The organism is Nonomuraea indica, from assembly GCF_002850745.1.
GTDB classification, from domain to species: domain Bacteria; phylum Actinomycetota; class Actinomycetes; order Streptosporangiales; family Streptosporangiaceae; genus Nonomuraea; species Nonomuraea indica.
Window position 1 is genome coordinate 312,532 of sequence record NZ_KZ559466.1, and the last position, 21,161, is coordinate 333,692.

At 72.8% G+C, this 21,161-nt stretch carries 16 protein-coding genes; 1 reads left to right on the forward strand and 15 read right to left on the reverse strand.

Annotation, left to right across the window (positions count from 1 at the left end; genetic code table 11):
* The 3 genes from CXR44_RS01455 to CXR44_RS01465 are packed head-to-tail and all read right to left on the reverse strand — an operon-like array spanning window position 1 to window position 1,864.
* On the reverse strand, window positions 1–930 hold the full coding sequence (locus CXR44_RS01455) for an RluA family pseudouridine synthase (RefSeq protein ID WP_101782990.1): 930 nt from the start codon (window positions 928–930) through the stop codon (window positions 1–3).
* Window positions 927–1,511 carry a signal peptidase II gene (locus CXR44_RS01460; RefSeq protein ID WP_245898742.1) on the reverse strand — a complete coding sequence of 195 codons (585 nt, stop codon included), beginning with the start codon at window positions 1,509–1,511 and terminating at the stop codon, window positions 927–929. Before CXR44_RS01460 ends, CXR44_RS01455 begins: the two co-directional genes overlap by 4 nt.
* Window positions 1,475–1,864, reverse strand: a complete 390-nt coding sequence (locus CXR44_RS01465; protein WP_101782991.1) for a TraR/DksA family transcriptional regulator — start codon at window positions 1,862–1,864, stop codon at window positions 1,475–1,477. Before CXR44_RS01465 ends, CXR44_RS01460 begins: the two co-directional genes overlap by 37 nt.
* A 474-nt stretch (window positions 1,865–2,338) precedes the next feature.
* On the opposite strand from CXR44_RS01465, the gene ileS reads away from it, so the two are divergent.
* On the forward strand, window positions 2,339–5,485 hold the full coding sequence (gene ileS / locus CXR44_RS01470; RefSeq protein WP_101782992.1) for an isoleucine--tRNA ligase: 3,147 nt from the start codon (window positions 2,339–2,341) through the stop codon (window positions 5,483–5,485).
* Window positions 5,486–5,528: 43 nt separating this feature from the next.
* Here ileS and CXR44_RS01475 read toward each other — a convergent pair whose 3' ends face one another.
* From CXR44_RS01475 to murD, 12 genes are all read right to left on the reverse strand, one after another.
* Complete coding sequence (locus CXR44_RS01475; RefSeq protein ID WP_101782993.1) at window positions 5,529–7,787, reverse strand: ATP-binding cassette domain-containing protein; 2,259 nt, start codon at window positions 7,785–7,787, stop codon at window positions 5,529–5,531.
* 320 nt (window positions 7,788–8,107) lie between these two features.
* Entirely contained in the window at window positions 8,108–10,456 is a 2,349-nt protein-coding gene (locus tag CXR44_RS01480) for a hypothetical protein (RefSeq protein ID WP_144069827.1), read from the reverse strand.
* A 42-nt stretch (window positions 10,457–10,498) separates the two neighbouring features.
* Window positions 10,499–11,362 (reverse strand): DivIVA domain-containing protein, encoded by an 864-nt coding sequence (locus CXR44_RS01485; protein ID WP_101782995.1) that lies wholly within the window; start codon window positions 11,360–11,362, stop codon window positions 10,499–10,501.
* 107 nt (window positions 11,363–11,469) lie between these two features.
* Complete coding sequence (locus CXR44_RS01490; protein WP_101782996.1) at window positions 11,470–11,760, reverse strand: YggT family protein; 291 nt, start codon at window positions 11,758–11,760, stop codon at window positions 11,470–11,472.
* A gap of 80 nt (window positions 11,761–11,840) precedes the next feature.
* Window positions 11,841–12,341: a cell division protein SepF gene (locus CXR44_RS01495; RefSeq protein WP_101782997.1), complete on the reverse strand. Its 501-nt coding sequence runs from the start codon at window positions 12,339–12,341 to the stop codon at window positions 11,841–11,843.
* A 142-nt stretch (window positions 12,342–12,483) separates the two neighbouring features.
* Entirely contained in the window at window positions 12,484–13,176 is a 693-nt protein-coding gene (locus CXR44_RS01500; RefSeq protein WP_101782998.1) for a YggS family pyridoxal phosphate-dependent enzyme, read from the reverse strand.
* Between the two features lie 242 nt (window positions 13,177–13,418).
* Window positions 13,419–14,846, reverse strand: coding sequence for a cell division protein FtsZ (gene ftsZ / locus CXR44_RS01505; RefSeq protein ID WP_101782999.1), 1,428 nt, complete (start codon window positions 14,844–14,846; stop codon window positions 13,419–13,421).
* A 344-nt stretch (window positions 14,847–15,190) separates the two neighbouring features.
* The gene (locus CXR44_RS01510; protein WP_101783000.1) at window positions 15,191–15,853 is read right to left on the reverse strand and encodes a cell division protein FtsQ/DivIB; all 663 of its coding nucleotides are present in this window, start codon (window positions 15,851–15,853) and stop codon (window positions 15,191–15,193) included.
* Between the two features lie 180 nt (window positions 15,854–16,033).
* Window positions 16,034–17,434, reverse strand: coding sequence for a UDP-N-acetylmuramate--L-alanine ligase (gene murC / locus CXR44_RS01515; protein ID WP_101783001.1), 1,401 nt, complete (start codon window positions 17,432–17,434; stop codon window positions 16,034–16,036).
* Window positions 17,431–18,504 (reverse strand): undecaprenyldiphospho-muramoylpentapeptide beta-N-acetylglucosaminyltransferase, encoded by a 1,074-nt coding sequence (murG, locus tag CXR44_RS01520; RefSeq protein ID WP_101783002.1) that lies wholly within the window; start codon window positions 18,502–18,504, stop codon window positions 17,431–17,433. Before murG ends, murC begins: the two co-directional genes overlap by 4 nt.
* 9 nt (window positions 18,505–18,513) lie before the next feature.
* Window positions 18,514–19,800 carry a putative lipid II flippase FtsW gene (gene ftsW / locus CXR44_RS01525; protein WP_101783003.1) on the reverse strand — a complete coding sequence of 429 codons (1,287 nt, stop codon included), beginning with the start codon at window positions 19,798–19,800 and terminating at the stop codon, window positions 18,514–18,516.
* Complete coding sequence (gene murD / locus CXR44_RS01530; RefSeq protein ID WP_101783004.1) at window positions 19,797–21,161, reverse strand: UDP-N-acetylmuramoyl-L-alanine--D-glutamate ligase; 1,365 nt, start codon at window positions 21,159–21,161, stop codon at window positions 19,797–19,799. The genes ftsW and murD overlap by 4 nt, the downstream gene beginning before the upstream one ends.

A 21,161-nucleotide genomic window follows, 5' to 3' on the forward strand; every position in this document is an offset into this window, starting at 1 on the left:
TCAGGACTCGGCGCGCACCAGGTCGAGAGCCTTCTGCAGGTCCTCGGGATAGTCGGTGCCGAACGACACCCACTCCCCCGTGCCCGGGTGCTCGAACGCCAGCGACACGGCGTGCAGCCACTGCCGGCCGACGCCCAGCCGGGCCGCGATCGTCGGATCGGCGCCGTACATGAGGTCGCCCACGCAGGGGTGACGCAGCGCCGACATGTGCACCCGGATCTGGTGGGTGCGGCCGGTCTCCAGCTTGATGTCGAGCAGCGACGCCGCCCGGAACGCCTCGATCGTGTCGTAGTGGGTGACCGACGGCTTGCCGCCCGCCACCACCGCGAAGCGGCCGTCGCCGGACGGGTGCCGGTCGATGGGCGCGTCCACCGTGCCCCGGAACGGGTCGGGATGGCCCTGCACCAGCGCGTGGTAGCGCTTGTCGACCGTGCGTTCCTTGAAGGCGCGCTTGAGCCAGGAGTACGCGTGCTCGCTCTTGGCCACCACCATCACGCCGGTCGTGTTGGCGTCGAGCCGGTGCACGATGCCCTGGCGTTCGGCCGCGCCGCTGGTGGCGATGGTGTGGCCGGCGCCGAGCAGGCCGCCGAGCACGGTGGGGCCGGTCCAGCCGACGGTCGGGTGGGCGGCCACCCCGATGGGCTTGTCGACCACGACGATGTCGTCGTCCTCGTGCAGGACGCGCATGCCGGGCACCGGTTCGGCCACCGGCGCGGGAGCGCTCACCGGGGGCGGGAGCGTCACGTCCAGCCAGGCTCCGGCGTGCACCCGGTCGGACTTGGCGGGCTGCCGGCCGTCGACCAGCACCTCGCCGGCCGTGATCAGCTCGGCCGCGCGGGTGCGGGAGAAGCCGAACAGCCGTGACAGGGCGGCGTCGAGCCGCTCGCCCTCCAGCCCGTCGGGCACGGGCAGGCTCCGCTGCTCGCTCAACCCTTGCCCTCCTTCGTTCCGTCGATCTGGTAGCCCCTCCAGGCCAGGATCACCGCCAGGATCCCGCCGCAGACGATCGCCGAGTCGGCGATGTTGAAGATGGGGAAGTAGTCGATCACGGGGAAGTTGCCGGGCAGGACCTCGATGAAGTCGACCACGTGCCCCTGGAACTGCGTGCTCCTGCCGAATCCCGAAGGATAGCGCAGCAGCCGGTCGGTCAGGTTGCCGAACGCCCCGCCGAGGAGCAGGCCCAGGGTGAAGGCCCACGGCCGGCTGTTGAGAGTGCGCGCCGTGCGCAGGATGGCGATCACCACGCCGGCCGCGATGAAGGTGAAGACGATCGTCATCCCGGTGCCGATGCTGAACGCCGCGCCCGAGTTGAAGATCAGCCTGAACTGCAGGAGGCCCGGAACGACCACGAGGGGGCCCTGGCGATCCTCCAGGGCCCCCAGCGCCCACGTCTTCGTGGCGAGGTCACTCACGTAGATGACCGCCGCCAGCAGACCGAGAACGGTGAGCAGCAGGCGGCGGTCGCGCCGTGGCGCTACCGGCGCTCCTCCTTCTGCTTGCAGGTCACGCACAGCGTCGCCCTCGGGAACGCCTGAAGGCGTTCCTTGCCGATCGGCTTGTGGCACGATTCGCACACTCCATAGGTCCCTGCGTCGATCCTGGCGATCGCACGTTCGTTCTGCGCGAGCAGGTCGCGCGCATTCAGGGTAAGGGCGATCTCGCGTTCGCGCTCGTACGTCTTGGCGCCGGCGTCCGCCTGGTCGTCCCCCGCTCCCTGGGTGACGTCACCTGAGGCTATCTCCATCTCGTGACGCAGGATGTCGGCGTTGAGCTCGTCGATCTCCTGCTGCAGGACGCCGCGTACCTCGGCCAGCTCCTCGTCGGACCACATCGCGGGTGTAGCGGTCTGCGTGACTGCCGTCATGGCTGCCTCCCTGGTGACAAGGCCGCTGATCTCAAGGCCTGAATGGTGCGGGCAGCTTAGGTGCCCCTATAACAGAGCGGCAAACGACCCACCGGCCGGTTTACCTCTCCCGTACTATCCAGTCGCGCCCGTTCAACTCCTGCCGAGCCCAAGTCCATTCCCCAACTTGGTCGCCGTTTACGAGTTGCCGACCGGAGCGAGGACGCTCACCGGCGAAACCCGGAAGCCTTACGTCCTGCTCTGCGTTAAGGTGTGAAGCACTGCAAGGCGTTGATGGGGCCCTCGGTTGTGAGGGATATCACCCCGGAGCCGCCGGAAGAACGGCTCTGCGGAGCTCACTAGACCCGGCAGCAGGCCCGAACGAAGTGGGTCTCGGTCTCCCGAGGCCAAGAAGGGTGGTACCGCGGAGCCGTGTCCGGCTTCGTCCCTTCGCGCCGATCTGTCGCCCAGTGACCGCGTGGAGGCTCGCCCGAGATGTCGTCCCCTACTTTCCGCTCTCTTCCCGCGCAGGTCGACCTGCCCGCGCTCGAGCGCGAGGTCCTCGACCGGTGGCGGGACGGGAAGATCTTCGAGCGCTCCGTCGAACAGAACGACGGCAACCCCGCCTGGGTCTTCTACGAGGGCCCGCCCACCGCCAACGGCCTGCCCGGCGTCCACCACGTCGAGGCCCGCGTCTTCAAGGACATCTTCCCCCGCTACAAGTCGATGCGGGGCTTCAGCGTGCCGCGCAAGGCCGGCTGGGACTGTCACGGCCTGCCGGTCGAGGTCGGCGTCGAGAAGGAGCTCGGCCTCTCCGGCAAGAAGGACATCGAGGCGTACGGCATCGCCGAGTTCAACGCCCGGTGCCGTGAGTCGGTGCTGCGGCACGTCGACGCGTTCGAGCAGATGACCGAGCGGATGGGCTACTGGATCGACCTGTCGACCGCCTACCGCACCATGGACCCGTCCTACGTCGAGTCGGTGTGGTGGTCGCTGAAGGTCATCTTCGACAAGGGCCTGCTGTTCCGCGACTTCCGCATCACGCCGTACTGCCCCCGCTGCGGCACCGGCCTGTCCGACCACGAGCTCGGCCAGCCGGGCGGCTACGAGACCGTCTCCAGCCCGTCGGTCTACGTCCGCATGCCCGCCACCTCCGGGCGGCTCGCCGAACTGGGCGCCTCCCTGCTGATCTGGACGACGACGCCGTGGACGCTGGTGTCCAACACCGCGGTGGCCGTACACCCCGAGGTGACCTACGTGGCGGCGCGCACCGCCGACGGCGAGGTGCTGGTGGTGGCCGAGCCGCTGCTGCACGTGCTGGGCGAGGGCGCCGCCGAGGTGGCCCGGTTCACCGGGCGGGAGCTGGAGCACACCACCTACACCCGGCCGTTCGAGCTGGTCGACATCCCGGACGCCCACCACGTGGTGCTCGGCGACTACGTGACCGTCGAGGACGGCACCGGCCTGGTGCACCAGGCTCCGGCGTTCGGCGCCGACGACATGGCGGTGATCAAGCAGTACGGCCTGCCGGTCGTCAACCCGATCGGCCACGACGGGCGCTTCCACGACGACGTGCCCATGGTCGGCGGCATGTTCTTCAAGGACGCCGACGAGACGCTGACCGACGACCTGCGGGCGCGCGGGCTGCTGTTCCGCGGCGGTCACTTCGAGCACAGCTACCCGCACTGCTGGCGCTGCCACACGCCGCTGCTCTACTACGCGCTGCCGTCCTGGTACATCCGCACCACCGCGGTCAAGGACGCGATGCTGGCGGAGAACGCCAGGACCAACTGGTTCCCCGACACGATCAAGTGGGGCCGGTTCGGCGAGTGGCTGCGCAACAACGTCGACTGGTCGCTGTCCCGCTCGCGCTACTGGGGCACACCGCTGCCGTTGTGGGTGTGCTCGGCCGACGAGACCCATGTGACGTGCGTCGGCTCCCTGGAGGAGCTGGGCCGCCTGGCAGGGCGCGACGTGTCGGCGCTCGACCCGCACCGCCCGTACGTGGACGATGTCACCTTCGGCTGCCCGCAGTGCGGGGAGACGGCCGTGCGGGTGCCCGACGTGATCGACGCCTGGTACGACTCGGGGTCCATGCCGTTCGCCCAGTGGGGCGCCCGCGGCAAGCCCGAGGGGGTCTACCCGGCGCAGTTCATCTGCGAGGCGACCGACCAGACGCGCGGCTGGTTCTACTCGCTGATGGCGGTCGGCACGCTGGTGTTCGGCCAGTCCTCCTACGAGAACGTGCTGTGCCTCGGTCTCATCCTGGCCGAGGACGGCCGCAAGATGAGCAAGCACCTCGGCAACGTGCTGGAGCCCATCTCGCTGATGGACGAGCACGGCGCCGACGCGCTGCGCTGGTTCATGGCCTGCTCCGGCTCGCCGTGGTCGGCCCGGCGGGTGGGACACCACGCGCTGGAGGAGATCGTCCGCAAGGTCCTGCTGACCTACTGGAACACCGCGTCGTTCTTCACCCTCTACGCCGGCGCGGAGTCGTGGTCGCCCGCGATGCTGGCCGACGCCCCGCCCGCGGCCGAGCGGCCGCTGCTCGACCGGTGGGCGCTGGCCGAGCTGCACCGCACGGTGGCGGAGGTGACGGCGTCGCTGGACGAGTACGACACGCAGCGGGCCGGCCGCCGGCTCGCCGAGTTCCTCGACGACCTGTCCAACTGGTACGTGCGCCGCTCCCGCCGCCGCTTCTGGCAGGGTTCGCGCGAGGCGTTCGCCACGCTGTACGAGTGCCTGGAGACGGTGACCCGGCTGATGTCGCCGATCGCGCCGTTCGTCACCGACTACCTGTGGGACGTGCTGCGCTCCCCCGAGGCGCCGTCGTCGGTGCACCTGACCTCGTGGCCGCGGACCCGCGAGGACCTGCTCGACCCGGTGCTGTCGGAGCAGATGGCGCTGGTGCGCCGCCTGGTGGAGCTGGGCCGCTCGGCGCGCGCGACGTCCGGCGTCAAGACCCGCCAGCCGCTGCGCCGGGCACTCGTGGGCGCGCACGGCTGGCCGTCGCTGCCGGGCGAGCTGCGCGATCTCATCGCCGACGAGCTGAACGTGCAGGCCCTGGAGGACATGTCGGGCTTCAGCGCCGACCTCGTGTCCTACACGGTCAAGCCGAACTTCCGGGCGCTCGGCAAGCGGTTCGGCTCGCAGACCAAGCTGGTGGCCGCCGCGGTGGCCGCGGCCGACCCGGCCTCCCTCGCCCCGACCCTGCGCTCCGGCGGCACGGTGACGGTCGAGGCGGCCGACCTCGGTCCGGTCACGCTCGGCGCCGACGACGTGATCGTCACCGAGCACCCCAGGTCCGGCTGGGCGGTGGAGACGGGCGCCGTCGACACGGGCACCGGCGAGACGGTCGCGCTCGACCTGGAGCTGACCGACGAGCTGCGCCGCGCGGGGCTGCTGCGCGAGGTCATCCGCCTGGTGCAGGAGGCCCGCAAGGCCACCGGCCTGTCGATCACCGACCGGATCGACCTGTGGTGGACCGCCACCAATGCCGACCTGGCGCAGGCGCTCGCCTCGGCCGGTGCGCTGGTGGCCGAGGAGGTGCTGGCCGCGTCCGTCGCCGAGGGCAGCCGGCCGGACCTGCCCGTGCACACCGACGCGGACCTGGGGCTGACCTTCCAGCTCCGGCGCGCCTGACCCGCCGGGGGCGGGGCGCCGCGCGGCGCCCCGCCCCCGGCTGTCACGTTCGGCCGGCCGGTACGGCGTGCCGCAGGTGCTCGGCCGTGACGGAGCCCTGAGCGGTGAGCAGCCGGGCCGGCGTCCCCTCGAAGACGACCCGGCCGCCGTGCCTGCCGCCGCCGGGCCCCATGTCGATCACCCAGTCGGCCCGCTTGACCACCTCCAGGTCGTGCTCGACGACGATGACCGTGTTGCCCCGGTCCACGAGGCGGTCGAGCAGGTCCATGAGGGTGTCGACGTCGGCCGCGTGCAGGCCGGTCGTGGGCTCGTCCAGGACGTACACGCTGCCCGTCCGGTGCAGCTCTCCCGCCAGCTTGAGCCGCTGGCGCTCCCCGCCCGACAGCGAGCTCGTGGGCCGGCCGAGCGTCAGGTAGCCGAGCCCCACCTCCACCAGGGTGCGCAGCCGGGCGTTGACCGCCTTCTCCGGGAAGAACTCCACGGCCTGCTCCGCCGTGAGCGCCAGGACGTCCACGATGGTCCTGCCGCGCAGCGTGTGCCGCAGCGCCTGCGGGTTGTACCTGCTGCCCCCGCACGCCTCGCACACCCGGGTGACCGGGTCCATGAACGCCAGGTCGGTGTGGATCTCCCCGCGTCCCTCGCACAGCGGGCAGGCCCCGGCCGAGTTGTAGCTGAACAGGCCGGGATCGACGCCGCCGGCCTTGGCGAACAGCGTGCGAACAGGGTCGAGAACGCCCAGGAACGACGCCGGGCTGGACCGGGCCGAGACGCCGATCGCCCCCTGGTCGACCACCACCGCCTCGGGGTGCTCCTGGGCGAACACCTCTCCGACGAGGGTCGACTTGCCCGACCCGGCCACGCCCGTGACGCAGGTGAGCACGCCTGTGGGCAGATCCACGGTGACGTCGTCGAGGTTGTGCAGGCGCGCGCCCGCGACGCGCAGCGCCCCCGTCGGCCGGCGGAAGCCGTCCTTGACCGGGGTCCGGCGGGCCAGGTGGCGCCCCGTGACGGTGGCCGCCCGCCTGAGCCCGGCCACGGGACCCTGGTAGACGACCCGGCCGCCGTGAACGCCCGGCCCGGGCCCCATGTCGATCACCTGGTCCGCCACCGCGATCACATCGGGGTCGTGCTCCACGACCAGCACGGTGTTGCCCTTGTCGCACAGGGCTCGCAGCAGGCCGTTCAGCCGTCCCACGTCGCGGGGATGCAGGCCGGCGCTGGGTTCGTCGAAGACGTAGGTCATGCCGGTCAGCGCCGAGCCGAGGTGGCGGACCATCTTCAGCCGCTGCGCCTCCCCGCCCGACAGCGTGGAGGTCTCGCGCTCCAGGGCCAGGTAGCCGAGCCCCATCCGCTCCACCCGGCGCAGCGACGCGGCCGCGGTGGCGGCGACCGGGTTGTCCTGGCCGTCGAGGACGCCGATGAGGTCGGTGACCTCCATCCGCGCGTAGTCGGCGATGGTGTGCGGGCCGATCGTCGTGCGCAGGGCCGCCTCGTTCAGCCGGGCGCCCCCGCAGGCCGCGCAGGTGGCCTCGACGACGCACGCCCGCACCGCCTCGCGGGTCCTCGCGGCGAGCCCGGACAGGTCACGCCTGAGATAGAGGCGGGTGAAGCGGTTCACCACGCCTTCGTAGTCGACCTTGTTGAGGGTGCCGTTCTTGCCGTGGACGTCGACCTTGAAGCCCTTGCCGTGCAGGAGCAGCTCGCGTTCCGCGGGGGTGTAGTCCCTGACCGGCTTGGCGGGGTCGAACGTGCCGGAGCGGGCGTAGATCTGCCACTGCCAGGTGCCCACCCCGAACATCGGGAACCTGATCGCGCCCTCCTCCAGCGACCTGTCCTCGTCGAGGAACGCGTCGAGGTCCAGCCGGACGGCCCTGCCCAGGCCGTCGCATGCCGGGCACATCCCGGCCGGGTCGTTGAAGGAGTAGGCGTACGAGTATCCCGCGCTCGGCGTGCCGTACCGGGAGAACAGCACGCGCAGGACCGGGAAGATGTCGGTCATGGTCCCGACGGTCGAGCGGGCGTTGCCCCCGACGGGCTTCTGGTCGACGACGACGGCGGCGCCGAGGTTGGCCAGGTCGTCCACCTCCGGCTTCTCGTAGGCCGGAAGGCGGTTGCGGACGAACCAGCTGAAGGTCTCGTTGAGCTGACGCTGCGACTCCACGGCCACGGTGTCGAAGACGAGCGACGACTTGCCCGAGCCGGAGACGCCGGTGAAGACGACCAGGCGGTTCTTGGGGATGCTCAGATCGACGTTGCGGAGGTTGTTGACGCGGGCGCCGCGGATCTCGATGCATTCCGACATACGCAGTACGGTACATCGTACGACTCAGGCCGTGCGACCGTCACAGCTCGCTACCGTCCCGCGGGAGCGCACCTTCCTGGGTGCGCGGCTGATCGTGTTCCCGGCCACCCGCCGATGTCGGCGGCGATCGGCGGCCTCGCGGCTCGACGGCCGGATGAAGCGCCGTGATCGCGCGATGCGCTCTGGCCCCGCGCGAGGCGAGCCGCCCGGTGAGCGGCCCGGTGAGCGGCCCGGTGAGCGGCCCGGTCCCGTGGTCGGCGGCCCGGGATCGACGCCACCGGGCCGCTCGCTCCACCTGCCGATCGGGCCTCTCGCGGCTGTCAGGCCACGCTCTCGCGGTCGTGGCGGCAGACCGAGCAGCCCGTCAGGCCCGTGTCCTCGGCCTGGGCGAGCGTCATGGTCTCCACGCCGCCGTCACCGGCGCCCTCGATGAGCGGGCAGTCGGTGTCGTGGTAGCGCCGCGTGCCCACGATCACCTTGACGGGACGGCTGCGCCCCCCACGGGCCGCCTGCTCCTTGCCGGTCTCCCCGGACGCGTCCTCGTCAGCGGCCTCAGCCTTCGGCTTCCCGGCCACATCCTCACCGGCGGCCTCGGCCTTCGACTTCGCGGGCACGCCCTTGTCGGCGGCCTCCGCCTTCGACTTCCCCGCTGCGTCCTCACCGACAGTCTCGGCCTTCGACTTCCCTGTCGCGTCCTCACCGGGAGCCTCGGCCTCCGGCTTCGCGGGCACGCCCTTGCCGGCGGCCGCAGCCCTCGACTTCCCCGCCGCGTCCCCACCGGCGGCCTCAGCCCTCGACTTCCCGGGCGCGCCCTTGCCGGAACCCGCCGCCTGCGACGTGCCGCCGGTGGCGGCGCCGGGCAGCGGGCCGCGGGGCTTGGCCGGCGACTCGGCCGCCGACGCGGGCCGCTCCGGCGTCACCGGCCCGGCCGCCGGGCGCTCACCCTTCGAGCCCGTCTGCTGGGAGGCAGGCCGGGCGCCCGACGGGCGCGTCGCGGACGCTGGTTCCGCCCTGCCCTCCGCGGGCCGTGCGCCGGACGGGCGTGGCGCGGACGTCGATCCCGGCTTGCCCTCGCCCGGACCGGCCGGCTTGGTCCCGGTGGGCCGGGCCGGGGCGGCCGGGGCCTCGATCGGCTCGCCGGAAGCGGACACGGCACGCTGGGGCCGGGTCGCGGGGCCGGAGTCGTCGTCATCGGGCGCTTCGGCCCGGCCTGCGGCACTCGGCCGCCGCGCCGCCTTTCCGTCCTCCGCCTCGGGACGCCCTCCGGACGCCTCACCGGGCCGCCCGCCCGCCGTGGCGCCGGACGAGCCGGCGGCAGCACCCTCGGGACGCTTCCCGGACGAACCAGCGGCAGCACCTTCGGGACGCCTCGCGGACGAGCCGGGGGCGGCACCCTCGGGACGCTTCCCGGACGAGCCGGGGGCGGCGCCCTCGGGACGCTTTCCGGACGAGCCGGGGGCGGCGCCCTCAGGGCGCTTTCCGGTGGGTCTGGCGGCGGTCGTGGCGGGAGGCGTGATGTTCAGGACCGTCTCGTCCGTGTCGCCGTCCTCGGCGGCAGAGGCGGCGGGACGCTCGCCGGTGCCCGCCGGGCGCTTCCCGGACGTGCCGGTCTCCGCGAAGGCGGGCGGAATGGAGATCTTGGGGTCCGTCTCGTCGTCGCCGGACGGGGCGCCGGAGGACGCGGCGGAGCCGGACGGGGTGCGCTTGGCCGGGCCGCCGGAAGGCCCGTCGAGGGACGCCGGGCGGGCGAACCAGCCTTGGGATCCGTCGTCCTCGGAGGCTGCGGGAGTGGCCTCCGCGGCGGAGGCCGGGGAGCCGGGCTTCGGCCGGCCGACCGGCTTGCCCGCGCCGGTGGAGGCCGGGGGACGCAGGTCGCGGGTGAGCTCGGCGGACTCGGCCGGGCTCGCGGCGGAGCCCGAGGCGGCGGGTTCGGTGTCCGGGTCGCCGGAACGCCCGGTGCCGGAGGCGACCGGATCCTCGGGGGCCTCAGCGCCGGAACGGGCCGGCTCGGGAGCGGCTCCGGGACGGGTGGTCGCCGGCTTCGGCGACTCGGCGCCGGCCGAGGTCGCGGCGGGCTCGGGGTCGGCGACGGGGGGCAGTTGCCGTCCGCCGAGCGCGGCATCGGGCAGGCACGCCGTGCAGGGCGTGAAGCCCTCCTCGCGTGCCTCCTCGTACGTGAGCTCCTCGTGATCCCGGCCGATCAGCTGGCGGCACCCCGGGACGTGGTAGCGCTTGCGACCGGGGATCACCAGGACGATCGCGTCCGGGGAGATCCCCTTCGCCGCCGGACGGCGGGAGGCCGTCGCGGGCGCCGCCGGGGACATGGCCGCCGTCGGCTGCAGAGGGCGCGGACGCTGGGACGGCGGCGCTCCCGCCGGAGCGGTCGGTCCGAGCGGCCGGCCCTGCGGACCGGTCGGGGCGTGCGGACCGGTCTGGGCGTGCGGAACACCGGGGGGCACGAGCCCGGCCGGTGGGGTGGCCGGCCCTGCCGCCTGCCCACCACCGGGGAACAACTCGTGACGCCGCAAGAAGGCCCCGATCACCAGGAACAGCGCGGACAGCACGCTGGCCACGATGGACCACATGATCAGGTAAACCTTGGCCAGTACGAAGCCCGCGATCAGCAGAATGACCGCCGCGAGCACCAGACCAGCACTGATTAGGATCACAGAGGGCTCTTTCGAGTGACGGGTCCTTGTTGACCCGCTACTTTACCGGCGGTCGTTGTGAGGACCGTCACCGCCGGGGAAAGCGCCCTGCGGAGCCTCGCCGCCGAAGGGGCCGGGGCCGCCGGGGAGAGGCTGCTGACCGCCCTGGGGAACGGCGTGCGACATGGCCGGAGCGGAGACGGGGCCACCGGACATCACCGGGAAGGCACCGCTGCCCTCGGCGGAGACGTTGAGCTCGGCGAGCTGGTTCTCCAGGTAGAGCTTGAGCCGGCTGCGGTATTCGCGCTCGAAGCTGCGCAGCTCCTCGACCTTGCGCTCGAGCTCGTCGCGCGTCTGCACGAGGGAGCCCATGGCCTGGCGGTGGCGCTCCTGCGCGTCGCGCTCGAGCGTCTCGGCGCGGGCGCGGGCGTCGCCGATGACCTGCTCGGCCTGGCGGCGGGCCTTGGTCAGGATCTCGTCGGCCTCGCGGCGGGCGCGGGTGACGGTCTCGTCGGCCTCCCGGCGGGCGTCCGCGATCGCCTGGTCGGCCGTCTGCTGGGCCAGGGCGAGCACGCGGGCCGCGGTGTCCATGTTGTCCTCGGCGGGCGGCATGTTCATCGCCACGGGGACGGGCTGCGGCTGCGGCTCGGGCGCCTTCATCGGCTCCGGCTGCGGCGGCATCATCATCTCGGGCTTGGGCTGCTCCTGCACCGGGGCGGGGGCCATGGGCATGTTCATGCCGCCCGGCACCTTCCCGCGCAGGCACTCGGCCAGCTTGGCCCGCAGCTCCTCGTTCTCCTGGATCAGGCGGTCAAGCTCGGCCTCGACCTCGTCGAGGAACGCGTCGACCTCTTCCTCGTCGTAGCCCGGGCGCAACCGGGTGGTACTGAACTGCTTGTTCCGCACGTCAGCGGGCGTCAGCGGCATCTTTTTGGTCTCCTTGGCGCGCGTGGAGTCTGTCCGGAGGGACTGTGGACCCGAATCACTTCAGCGCGGACACGAGTTGGCTCTTGACCGGTGCCCCGCGGCCCCCGTCACCGGCCCAGCCATCCAACGATCTGGATGAGGAGGAGGACGACGATGAAGAGGACGGTGAAGCTTAGGTCAAAGGCCACCGTACCCAACCGGAGCGGAGGAATGAAACGGCGGAGGAACTTGAGAGGTGGGTCGGTGGCGGTGTATGTGGCCTCCGCCAGCACCAGCACCGCCCCGGAGGGACGCCACTGGCGGGCGAACGCCTGCACCGTCTCGAAGATCATCCTGCCGATGAGCAGCACCAGATAGAGCGACAGGACTACGACCAAGATCTGACTTACGATCCCCACGGTCTGGCCGCGCCTCCACTTCCGGTGTGCCCTCCGGGCCTCGGTGAGACCTGGTTGGGTTCGATAGACATACAGAGACTCTAACTCTGGTTGAAGAACCCGCGTTCCGCGATTCGTGCCTTGTCCTCGGCGGTCACCTCGACATTGGCTGGGGACAACAGGAACACCTTGTTGGTAACACGTTCGATGCTGCCGTGTAGGCCAAAGACCAGACCTGCCGCGAAATCCACAAGCCGCTTGGCGTCGCTGTCAACCATCTCGGTCAGGTTCATGATCACCGGGGTGCCGTCGCGGAAGTGCTCGCCGATCGTGCGGGCCTCGTTGTACGTGCGGGGGTGCAACGTGGTGATGCGGGCCAGATCGGTCGTGCGGCGCTCCAGGACCGTCGTGGCGGGCCTGGGCGCGGGCACGCCGGGGTCGGTCTCCTCCTCGCGCTCCTGGACGGCCACGGGACGCTCCTCGCCGGTGCGCGCCGGCTCGTCCTCGTAGGGGTAGTCGTCAGGGTAGGTCTCGTACCTCTCGTAGCGGTCGTCCTCCACGAGACCGAGGTAGACCGCCATCTTGCGCATCGCGCCGGCCATCGCTACGTCGTCCTCCCGCTCATGGTCGCAACTCGCTCGGGCCTGTCGCGAGGGCCCGAGGCGGCAGCCGCACCCCCCTTGAAGCTCACCGCTGATCGACCTCTACCGTTGGCGCGGGCCTGAAGGCCCACTTGAGGGGACATTACCTGACGAAGGGCTTGCGGCGGCCGAGCAACGCCGTACCGACCCGTACGTGTGTCGCGCCGTGCGCGATCGCCTCGGCCAGATCGTCGCTCATCCCGGCCGAGATCATCGTCGCGCCGGGGTGGCGCTCACGTACGGCCAGGGCCACCTCGTGCAGCCGCGCGAACGCCTTGCCGGGGTCCTCCCCCAGCGGCGCGACGGCCATGACGCCGCCCAGCCGGACGTTGCCGAGCGCGGCGATCTCGTCGGCGAGCGCCGGCACGTCGGCCGGAGCCGCCCCGCCGCGGCCGGGGTCGTCGTCCAGCGCGACCTGCACCAGGCAGCCGATCTCGCGGCCGAGCCGCCCGGCCTCCTTGCTCAGGGCGGCCGCCAGCCTGAGCCGGTCCACCGAGTGGACGACGTCGGCGTAGCCCGCCACGGAGCGCGCCTTGTTGGTCTGCAACTGGCCGACGAAGTGCCAGGTGAGCGGGAGCCCGGCGAGTTCGGCCGCCTTGGCGGCGGCCTCCTGGTCGCGGTTCTCGCCGACGTCGCGCACGCCCAGCGCGGACAGGATCCGCACGTCCTCGGCGGGGCGGGTCTTGGTGACGGCGATCAGTGTGACCTCGCCGCGGTCGCGTCCCGCCGCCCGGCACGCCGCCGCGATCCGCTCCTCGACCTCGGCCAGCCCGGCCGCGATCTCATCCCGCCTCATCGCGCCTCTCCCCTCTCGTCCGCGCTGCCCATTCTGCCGCTCTCCCGCCCCCCGAGCGCCTGGGGACCGGCCGGGAGATCTCCGCCGGCCGGCCCGCAGAGCCCGTCCTCCGGGCCCGTGAACGACCGTCCTCGGGCCGTCCTGCGGTGTGGGCGGTCTCACCCCGCCGCCGGTCCGCGCCCGCCCCCGCACACGGCGACGCCGCCCCGTCGTATCCGGACGGAGCGGCGAGGGCGAGGCGCTCACTTGAGGAAGTCGGGGACGTCGAGCTCCTCCTCCTGCTCCTCGAAGACCACCGGGCGGCGCTTGGCGGGCTCGGCCATGCGGGACGTGATGGGGGTGGGCGGGTTGGTGGGCTCGGGCGTCGGCCGGGGGATCGAGACGGGGCTCGGCGGCTCCTCGGCGACCGGCTCGGGGGCCGGAGCGGGCTCCGGGATGCTCTCGACCGGGCGCACCGGCTCGGGCCGGAACTCGGCGCGGGACTCCACCTGCGGCTCGGGCCGGGGCTCGGGCAGCGGCTCCGGGCGGGACTCGGACCGGAACTCGGGCCGGGGCTCCGGCCGCGGCTCGGGCCTGAAGTCGGCCCGTGGCTCCGGCCGGTGCTCGGCGCGCGGCACCGGCTCGGCCTTCACCGTCGGCGGGGCCACGCCGGGGCGCGCGGGAGAGGACACCGGCGAGGCGGCGGGCCGGCTCTGCGGGCGTGGCATCTGCTTCTCCACCGGCGGCAGGTCGTCGAAGCCCGCGGCGATGACGGTGACCCGCACCTCGTCGCCGAGCGCGTCGTCGATGACCGTGCCGAAGATGATGTTGGCGTCGGGCGCCGCCGCCATGGAGACGAGCTGGGCCGCCTCGTTGATCTCGAACAGGCCGAGGTCGGAGCCGCCCGCGATCGACAGCAGCACGCCGTGGGCGCCGTCGATGCTGGCCTCCAGCAGCGGGCTGGAGACCGCCATCTCGGCCGCCGCGACGGAGCGGTCGTCGCCCCGGGCATGCCCGATGCCCATGAGCGCCGAACCGGCGCCGGACATGACGGACTTCACGTCGGCGAAGTCGAGGTTGATCAGGCCCGGCGTGGTGATGAGGTCGGTGATGCCCTGCACACCGGACAGCAGCACCTGGTCGGCCGCCTTGAACGCGTCGAGCACGCTCACCTGCCGGTCGGAGATCGACAGCAGCCGGTCGTTGGGGATCACGATGAGGGTGTCGACCTCGTCGCGCAGGGTCTCGATGCCGGCCTCGGCCTGCATGGCCCGGCGGCGGCCCTCGAAGCTGAAGGGCCGGGTGACCACGCCTATGGTCAGGGCGCCCAGGGAGCGCGCGATGTTGGCCACGACGGGCGCGCCGCCGGTGCCGGTGCCGCCGCCCTCGCCGGCCGTGACGAAGACCATGTCGGCCCCCTTGAGGACCTCCTCGATCTCCTCGCGATGGTCTTCGGCCGCCTTGCGCCCCACATCGGGGTTGGCGCCCGCGCCCAGTCCGCGTGTGAGCTCACGGCCCACGTCGAGTTTGACGTCGGCGTCACTCATCAGCAGCGCCTGGGCGTCGGTGTTTATCGCGATGAACTCGACGCCCTTGAGTCCCTCCTCGATCATCCGGTTGACGGCGTTGACTCCGCCGCCGCCGATGCCGACGACCTTGATGACCGCGAGGTAGTTCTGCGGTGCTGCCACGACGAGGGGCCTTTCCGCTCGTGTACTTGCCATTTCGGTGCGGATCTCTCCGCGTTTCTCACTTCGGGTAACTCTCAACCTCAAGTTGAGATTCAGATTTATGTCAACCTGAGGATTGATACGGACAGTAGGAGTTACGCTCCGGGCGGGTCAACTAACCGCGCCGCAAGCACGTCCGGCGTGTCGCGGGCTGTCCGTTTCGCTCTGTGGTCACGCCTGGTCGGGGCACTCCTCCGCCGTACGCCCTCGTACAGGCTCTCACGCCGCGGCCCCCGCCACGCACAGGCGCGCGCGACCTGTGGCGCCCGGTCTGGACGCCCCGCCGGCCGGCGGCGGGGCAGGGCTCAGCGCAGGGTCACCACGTCCGGCGAGCTGACGTCGTAGACCTCCGCCTTGCGCCGCAGCAGCCGCGTGAGGATGCGGCCCTTCTCCTCGCCCCGGTCGGTGCCGCCCCAGACGACGCTGCGGCCGTCGGAGAGCGTGAGCGACACTCCCTCGGCCGTGGTGGCCCTGACCTGCCTGACCCGGCCGGTGAGCTCGTCGGGCAGGTGCTGGATCACCTGGAGCGCGGCCATGGTCGCCGGGTCGCCCGCGGCGGGGCGGTCCACGACGAGCACGGGCAGCAGCGGCGGCACGGTGTCGCCGACCTCGATGACCACGCCCTGCTTGTCGACGACCGCCGCCTTCCCGCCCACCTGGACGGCGGCGACGGGCTCGCGCTCGACCACCTGGATCCTGAGCGTCCCCGGCCACACCCGTTCGGCCCTGGCCGTGGCGAGCCGCCGGATGCCCAGCACCCGCGACTCGACCGCGCCCAGGTCCACCGTGGCGAGCGGGTGCAGCTCGGGCACCGCCGCCTGTTGCCTGATGCGATCGGTGGGAACTGTGATATTTCCCACGATCGTGATCGAGCGGACGCCGAGCACGGGCGAGAAGAACACCAGCCAGGCGGCCGTGCCGACCACGCCGGCGGTGAGCAGCACCAGCAGTGCCGTGCGCGCCTTCATCACTCCCCCGGGTCACTCCGTCACGGCGCGCCGGGCGCCGCGACATGATCGTGGCACTGACCCTACGCCGCGCGCGCCCCCGCCGCCCGGGACGCGCCCGGCGCCCGCGACGCGGGCGAGCCGGGCCGGGCGTGCACCTTCCAGGGCGGGCGCCGACGGCGCGGGGCCCGGGACGGGTCGTCAGCGGGCGGACAGCTCGGCGAGGATCTGGGAGCCGAGCTCGGTGACGTCGCCCGCGCCCATGGTGAGCACGATGTCGCCGGGCCGCGCCCGCGTGGCCGCCAGCGCCGGGACCGCGGCGCGGTCGGGCGCGTACGCCACCCGCTCGGCCGGCAGCGGCACCCGCTCGGCGACCATCGCCCCCGACACCCCCGGCTCGGGGTCCTCCCGGGCGCCGTAGACGTCGAGCACGACGACCTCGTCGGCGAGCCCGAGCGCCGCGCCGAACTCGTCGGCGAAGAACCTGGTGCGCGAGTAGAGGTGAGGCTGGAAGATCGCGACGACCCGGCCGGTGCCGGAGAAGGAGGCCACCACGTCGCGCGCGGCCCGCAGGTCGGCTGCCAGCTCGGTCGGGTGGTGGGCGTAGCTGTCGAAGACGGCGACCCCGCCCGCCTCGCCCTTGGCCTCGAAGCGACGCTTGGCCCCCGTGAAGGCCGCCAGGCCGTCCCTGATCTCCTCGAAGGGCAGCCCCAGCTCGTCGGCCACGGCGATGACCGCGGTGGCGTTGAGGGCGTTGTGGGCCCCGGGAACGGCCAGCCTGACGTCGCCGCGGCCCTCGACGGTGAACGTGGTGCCGAACCCGTCGGGCCGCACGTCGGTGACCCGGATCTCGCCGGCGGCGCCGTAGGTGCGCACCCGGATGCCGCGCGAGCGCGCCACCTCGGCCAGCTCGACGGCGCCCGGGTCGTCGGCGCAGGCGATGAGCACCGAGCCGACGCGGTCGGCGAAGCGGGCGAAGCTGTCGTGGACGGCCCGCGGGTCGCCGTAGTTGTCGAGGTGGTCGGCCTCGACGTTGGTCACCACGGCGATGTCGGGCGCGAGCATGAGGAACGACCCGTCGCTCTCGTCGGCCTCGGCCACGAACACCTGGCCCGAGCCCTCGTCGGCGCCGAGCCCGGTGGTGACCAGCTGGCCGCCCACGCAGTAGGACGGGTCGGCGCCGCACTTCTGCAGCGCCACGGTGAGCATGGAGGTGGTGGTGGTCTTGCCGTGGGTGCCGGCGATGGCGACGGCGGTGCGGCCGGCCATCACGGAGGCGAGGGCGGCGGCCCGCGGGATGACCCGCAGCCCCTGCTTGAGCGCCTCGCCCAGCTCGGGGTTGGAGTCGCGGATCGCGGTGGAGACGACCACGGTGTCGACGTTCTTGACGTGGGAGGCGGCGTGGCCGATGTGCACGGTGGCGCCCAGCCGGCGCAGCTCGTTGAGCAGGTCGCTGCCGCGGGCGTCGCTGCCGGAGACGGGAACGCCCCGCTTGAGCAGGATGCGCGCGATGCCCGACATGCCGGCGCCGCCGATGCCGATGAAGTGCACCCGCCCGAGATCCTCGGCGGAGACGGGGTCGACCAGCTTGACCAGACTCATCGGGCTATCTCCAAGACTTTCCTCGCGAGAATGATATCGGCGTCCTTGCGCCCCAGCCGGGAGGCGGCCTCGGACATGACGGCGACCCGCTCGGGGTCGCGCAGGATGGGCAGCACGTTACGGATGATCCAATCGGGTGACAGCTCGGCGTCGTCGACCACCAGGCCGCCGCCGCCCGCGACGATGCGCTCGGCGTTGATCCGCTGCTCGCCGTTGCCGTGCGGCAGCGGCACGTACGCGCCGGGCAGGCCCACGGCGGTCATCTCGGCGCAGGTGAGCGCGCCGCTGCGGCACAGCGCCAGGTCGGCCGCGGCGTAGGCGAGGTCCATCCGGTCGACGTACGGCAGCAGGACGTACTGGGGGTCGCCGGGCGGCGGCTCCCGCTCGGCGGTGTTGCCCGGCCCCAGCACGTGCAGCACCTGCACGCCGGCCGCGCGCAGGGCCGGCGCGGCGGCCAGGGCGGCCTGGTTGATCGACCGGGCGCCGCGGGAGCCGCCGAAGACGAGCAGGGTCGGCCGGTCGTTCTCCAGCCCGAACCAGGAGCGGGCCTTGTCGCCGGTGGACAGCCGGTCGAGCGCCACGATCTCGCGGCGCAGCGGGGTGCCGATGTAGTCGCCCTTGAAGGCCGCGTCGGGGGAACCGGCGAAGACGTGGTCGGTGAGCTTGGCGCCGAGCCGGTTGGCGAGGCCGGGCCGCGGGTTGGCCTCGTGGACGACGATCGGCAGGCCGCGGCGCTTGGCCGCGAGGTAGGCCGGGGTCGCCACGTAGCCGCCGAAGCCGACGAGGACGTCGGCTTCGACCCGGTCGAGCACGCCGGCCACGGCGTTGACCGCCACGGCCAGCCGGCCGGGCATGGTGAGCAGCTGCGTGGTGAGAGCGCGGGGCAGCGGCACCGCGGGGACCAGCTCCAGGCCGTAGCCCCGGGCCGGCACGAGGCTGGTCTCCAGGCCGCGCTCGGTGCCGACGCAGGTGATGCCGATGCTCGGGTCGAGACGGCGCAACGCGTCGGCAAGGGCGAGTGCCGGCTCGATGTGGCCGGCCGTCCCTCCCCCGGCGAGGACCACCCTCATGTCCACTCCCTAACGTCTCGCTCTGCCTCTGGTCGTTCCCCCCAGGCCAAGCCAGCTTAGGGCCCGTACGACCGGTCCGGGGCCGCGTGCGGCCAGAGCTTCGCGCGCACCCGGTTCCCTCTTGGCGAACGACAGGAGCATGCCGAGCGCGGCCAGCGTCGGCAGCAGCGCCGATCCGCCGTACGACACGAGGGGCAGCGGGATGCCGGTGATCGGCAGCACGCCGAGCACGGCGCCCATGTTGACGATCGCCTGCCCGGCGATCCAGGCGACCACGGCGGCGGCGGCCAGGCGGACGAACGGGTCGTTGACCCGGGTGGCGACACGCAGCCCCGCGTAGCCGAGCAGCCCGAACAGGGCCACCACGACCAGGGTCCCCATGAGGCCGAGTTCCTCGCCGAGGATGGCGAAGATGAAGTCGCTCTCGCCGTGCGGCAGCCAGTTCCACTTGGCCCGGCTGCTGCCGAGGCCGAGACCGAACCAGCCTCCGGAGCCCATCGCGATCTGGCCCTGCACGGCCTGGTAGCCGGCCCCCTGCGCGTCGGCCCACGGGTCTAGCAGCGAGCTGACCCTGGCCATCCGGTAGGGCTCCACCCGGATCATGATGACGGCGGCCAGCACGGCGAGCGCCAGGATGCCGCCGAACAGCCGGATCGGCGCCCCCACCACCCACAGCAGGGCCAGGAAGATCATGAAGAGCACGAGCGTGGTGCCGAGGTCGCGGCCGAGCATGACCATGACGGCCAGGATGGCCGTGCCGGGCATGAGCGGGATGAGCATGTGCCGCCACTCGATGCGCCCCTGTCGCGCCCGGCGGGCGAGCAGGTCGGCGCCCCACAGGGCCAGGCCGAGCTTGGCGGGCTCCGACGGCTGGATGGTCAGCCCGCCCGGCAGGTAGATCCACCGCTGGGCGCCCAGCTCGGAGGAGCCGATGAACAGCACCATGACCAGCGCGATGATGGACAGCGCCATCAGCGGGTAGCCGGCCCAGCGGAAGAACTTGTGCGGCAGCCGCGAGCAGAGCCACATGACGACCACGCCGAGCGCGGCCGACAGCGACTGCTTGATGAACCAGGAGTAGGGGCTGCCGGTCTTCTGCATCGACTCGATGCTGGAGGCGGACAGCACCATCATCAGGCCGAGCGCCAGCAGCAGACCGCTGCACCCGATGACCAGGTAGTAGGTGGTGAGCGGCTTGCCGAGCAGCTCCTTGAGCACGCCCAGCTGCTCGCGGGCCCACCCGGTGGGACCCTCGACCGGGCCGGGCTGCGGCCGGTCCTCGGTGGTGGCGCTCACGGGGCCGCCTTCAGTTCGCGTACGGCTCGCGCGAAGGCCTCCCCCCGGGCCGGGTAGCCGGCGAACATGTCGAGCGACGCGCCCGCCGGGGAGAGCAGCACGGTGTCCCCCGGCGAGGCCAGGCGGGCGGCTTCGGAGACGACTCGGTTCATCGTCCCAGTGTCTTGGCCGGAGATGTCCACGACGGGGACATTCGGCGCGTGTCGCGCGAGTGCCTCGGCGATCCGGGCCCGGTCGGCGCCGAGCAGCACCACGCCGCGCAGCCGGGGGGCGGCCCGCCGCACGAGGTCGTCCACGTCGGCGCCCTTGAGCTGGCCGCCCGCGATCCACACGATCGACCGGTAGGCCGACAGGGCCGCCGCGGCGGCGTGCGGGTTGGTGGCCTTGGAGTCGTCGACGTAGTCGACCTCGCCGATCCGCTCGACGTGGGCCAGGCGGTGCGGGTCGGGCGTGAAGTCGCGCAGGCCCTGCCGTACGGCGGCGGCGGGCACGCCCAGGGAGCGGGCCAGCGCGGCGGCGGCCAGGGCGTTGGCCACGTTGTGCGGCGCGAGGGGGCGCACGTCGGCCAGGGTCGCGAGCTCCTCGGCCGCCTCGACGGGGTCGGCGACGAACGCCCGGTCGACGAGGAGGTCCTCGACCACGCCGAGCTGGCCGGGCCGGGGCACGCCGAGCGTGAAGCCGACGGCTCCCGGGTACGGGGCGGCCAGGCGGGTGGCCTCGGGGTCGTCGGCGTTGTGCACGACGGTGCCGGCGCGCTCGTAGATGCGGCCCTTGGCCTCGGCGTAGGCGTCCATGGAGCCGTGCCAGTCGAGGTGGTCGGGCGCGACGTTGAGTATCGCGGCGGCGTGCGGGGCGAGGCTGCTCGACCAGTGGAGCTGGAAGCTCGACAGCTCGACGGCGAGCACGTCGTAGGGCTCCGTGACGGCCTGGATGACCGGGACGCCCACGTTGCCGACGGCGACCGCCTCGCGGCCGGCGGCCCGCAGGATGGCGGTGAGCATGCGCACGGCCGTGGTCTTGCCGTTGGTGCCGGTCAGCGCCAGCCAGGGGGCGGCGCCGGCGGGCCGCAGCCGCCAGGCCAGCTCCACCTCGCCGACGACCTCGACGCCCGCGGCGAGCGCGGCGGCGACGAGCGGATGGTGCGGCGCCCAGCCGGTGGTGACGAGGCGGGTGACGCCCTCGGGCAGCTCCAGCGGCCCGAAGCGCACCTCGACGCCCCGGCCGGCCAGCTCGGCGGCGGCCTCGCGCTGCCGGTCGCCCGCGACGGACTCGACCACCACGACGGGCTCGCCGCGCCCGGCCAGGGCCCGCGCCACCGCGGTGCCGGACACGCCGAGCCCGGCGACGCAGGTGCGGCTCAC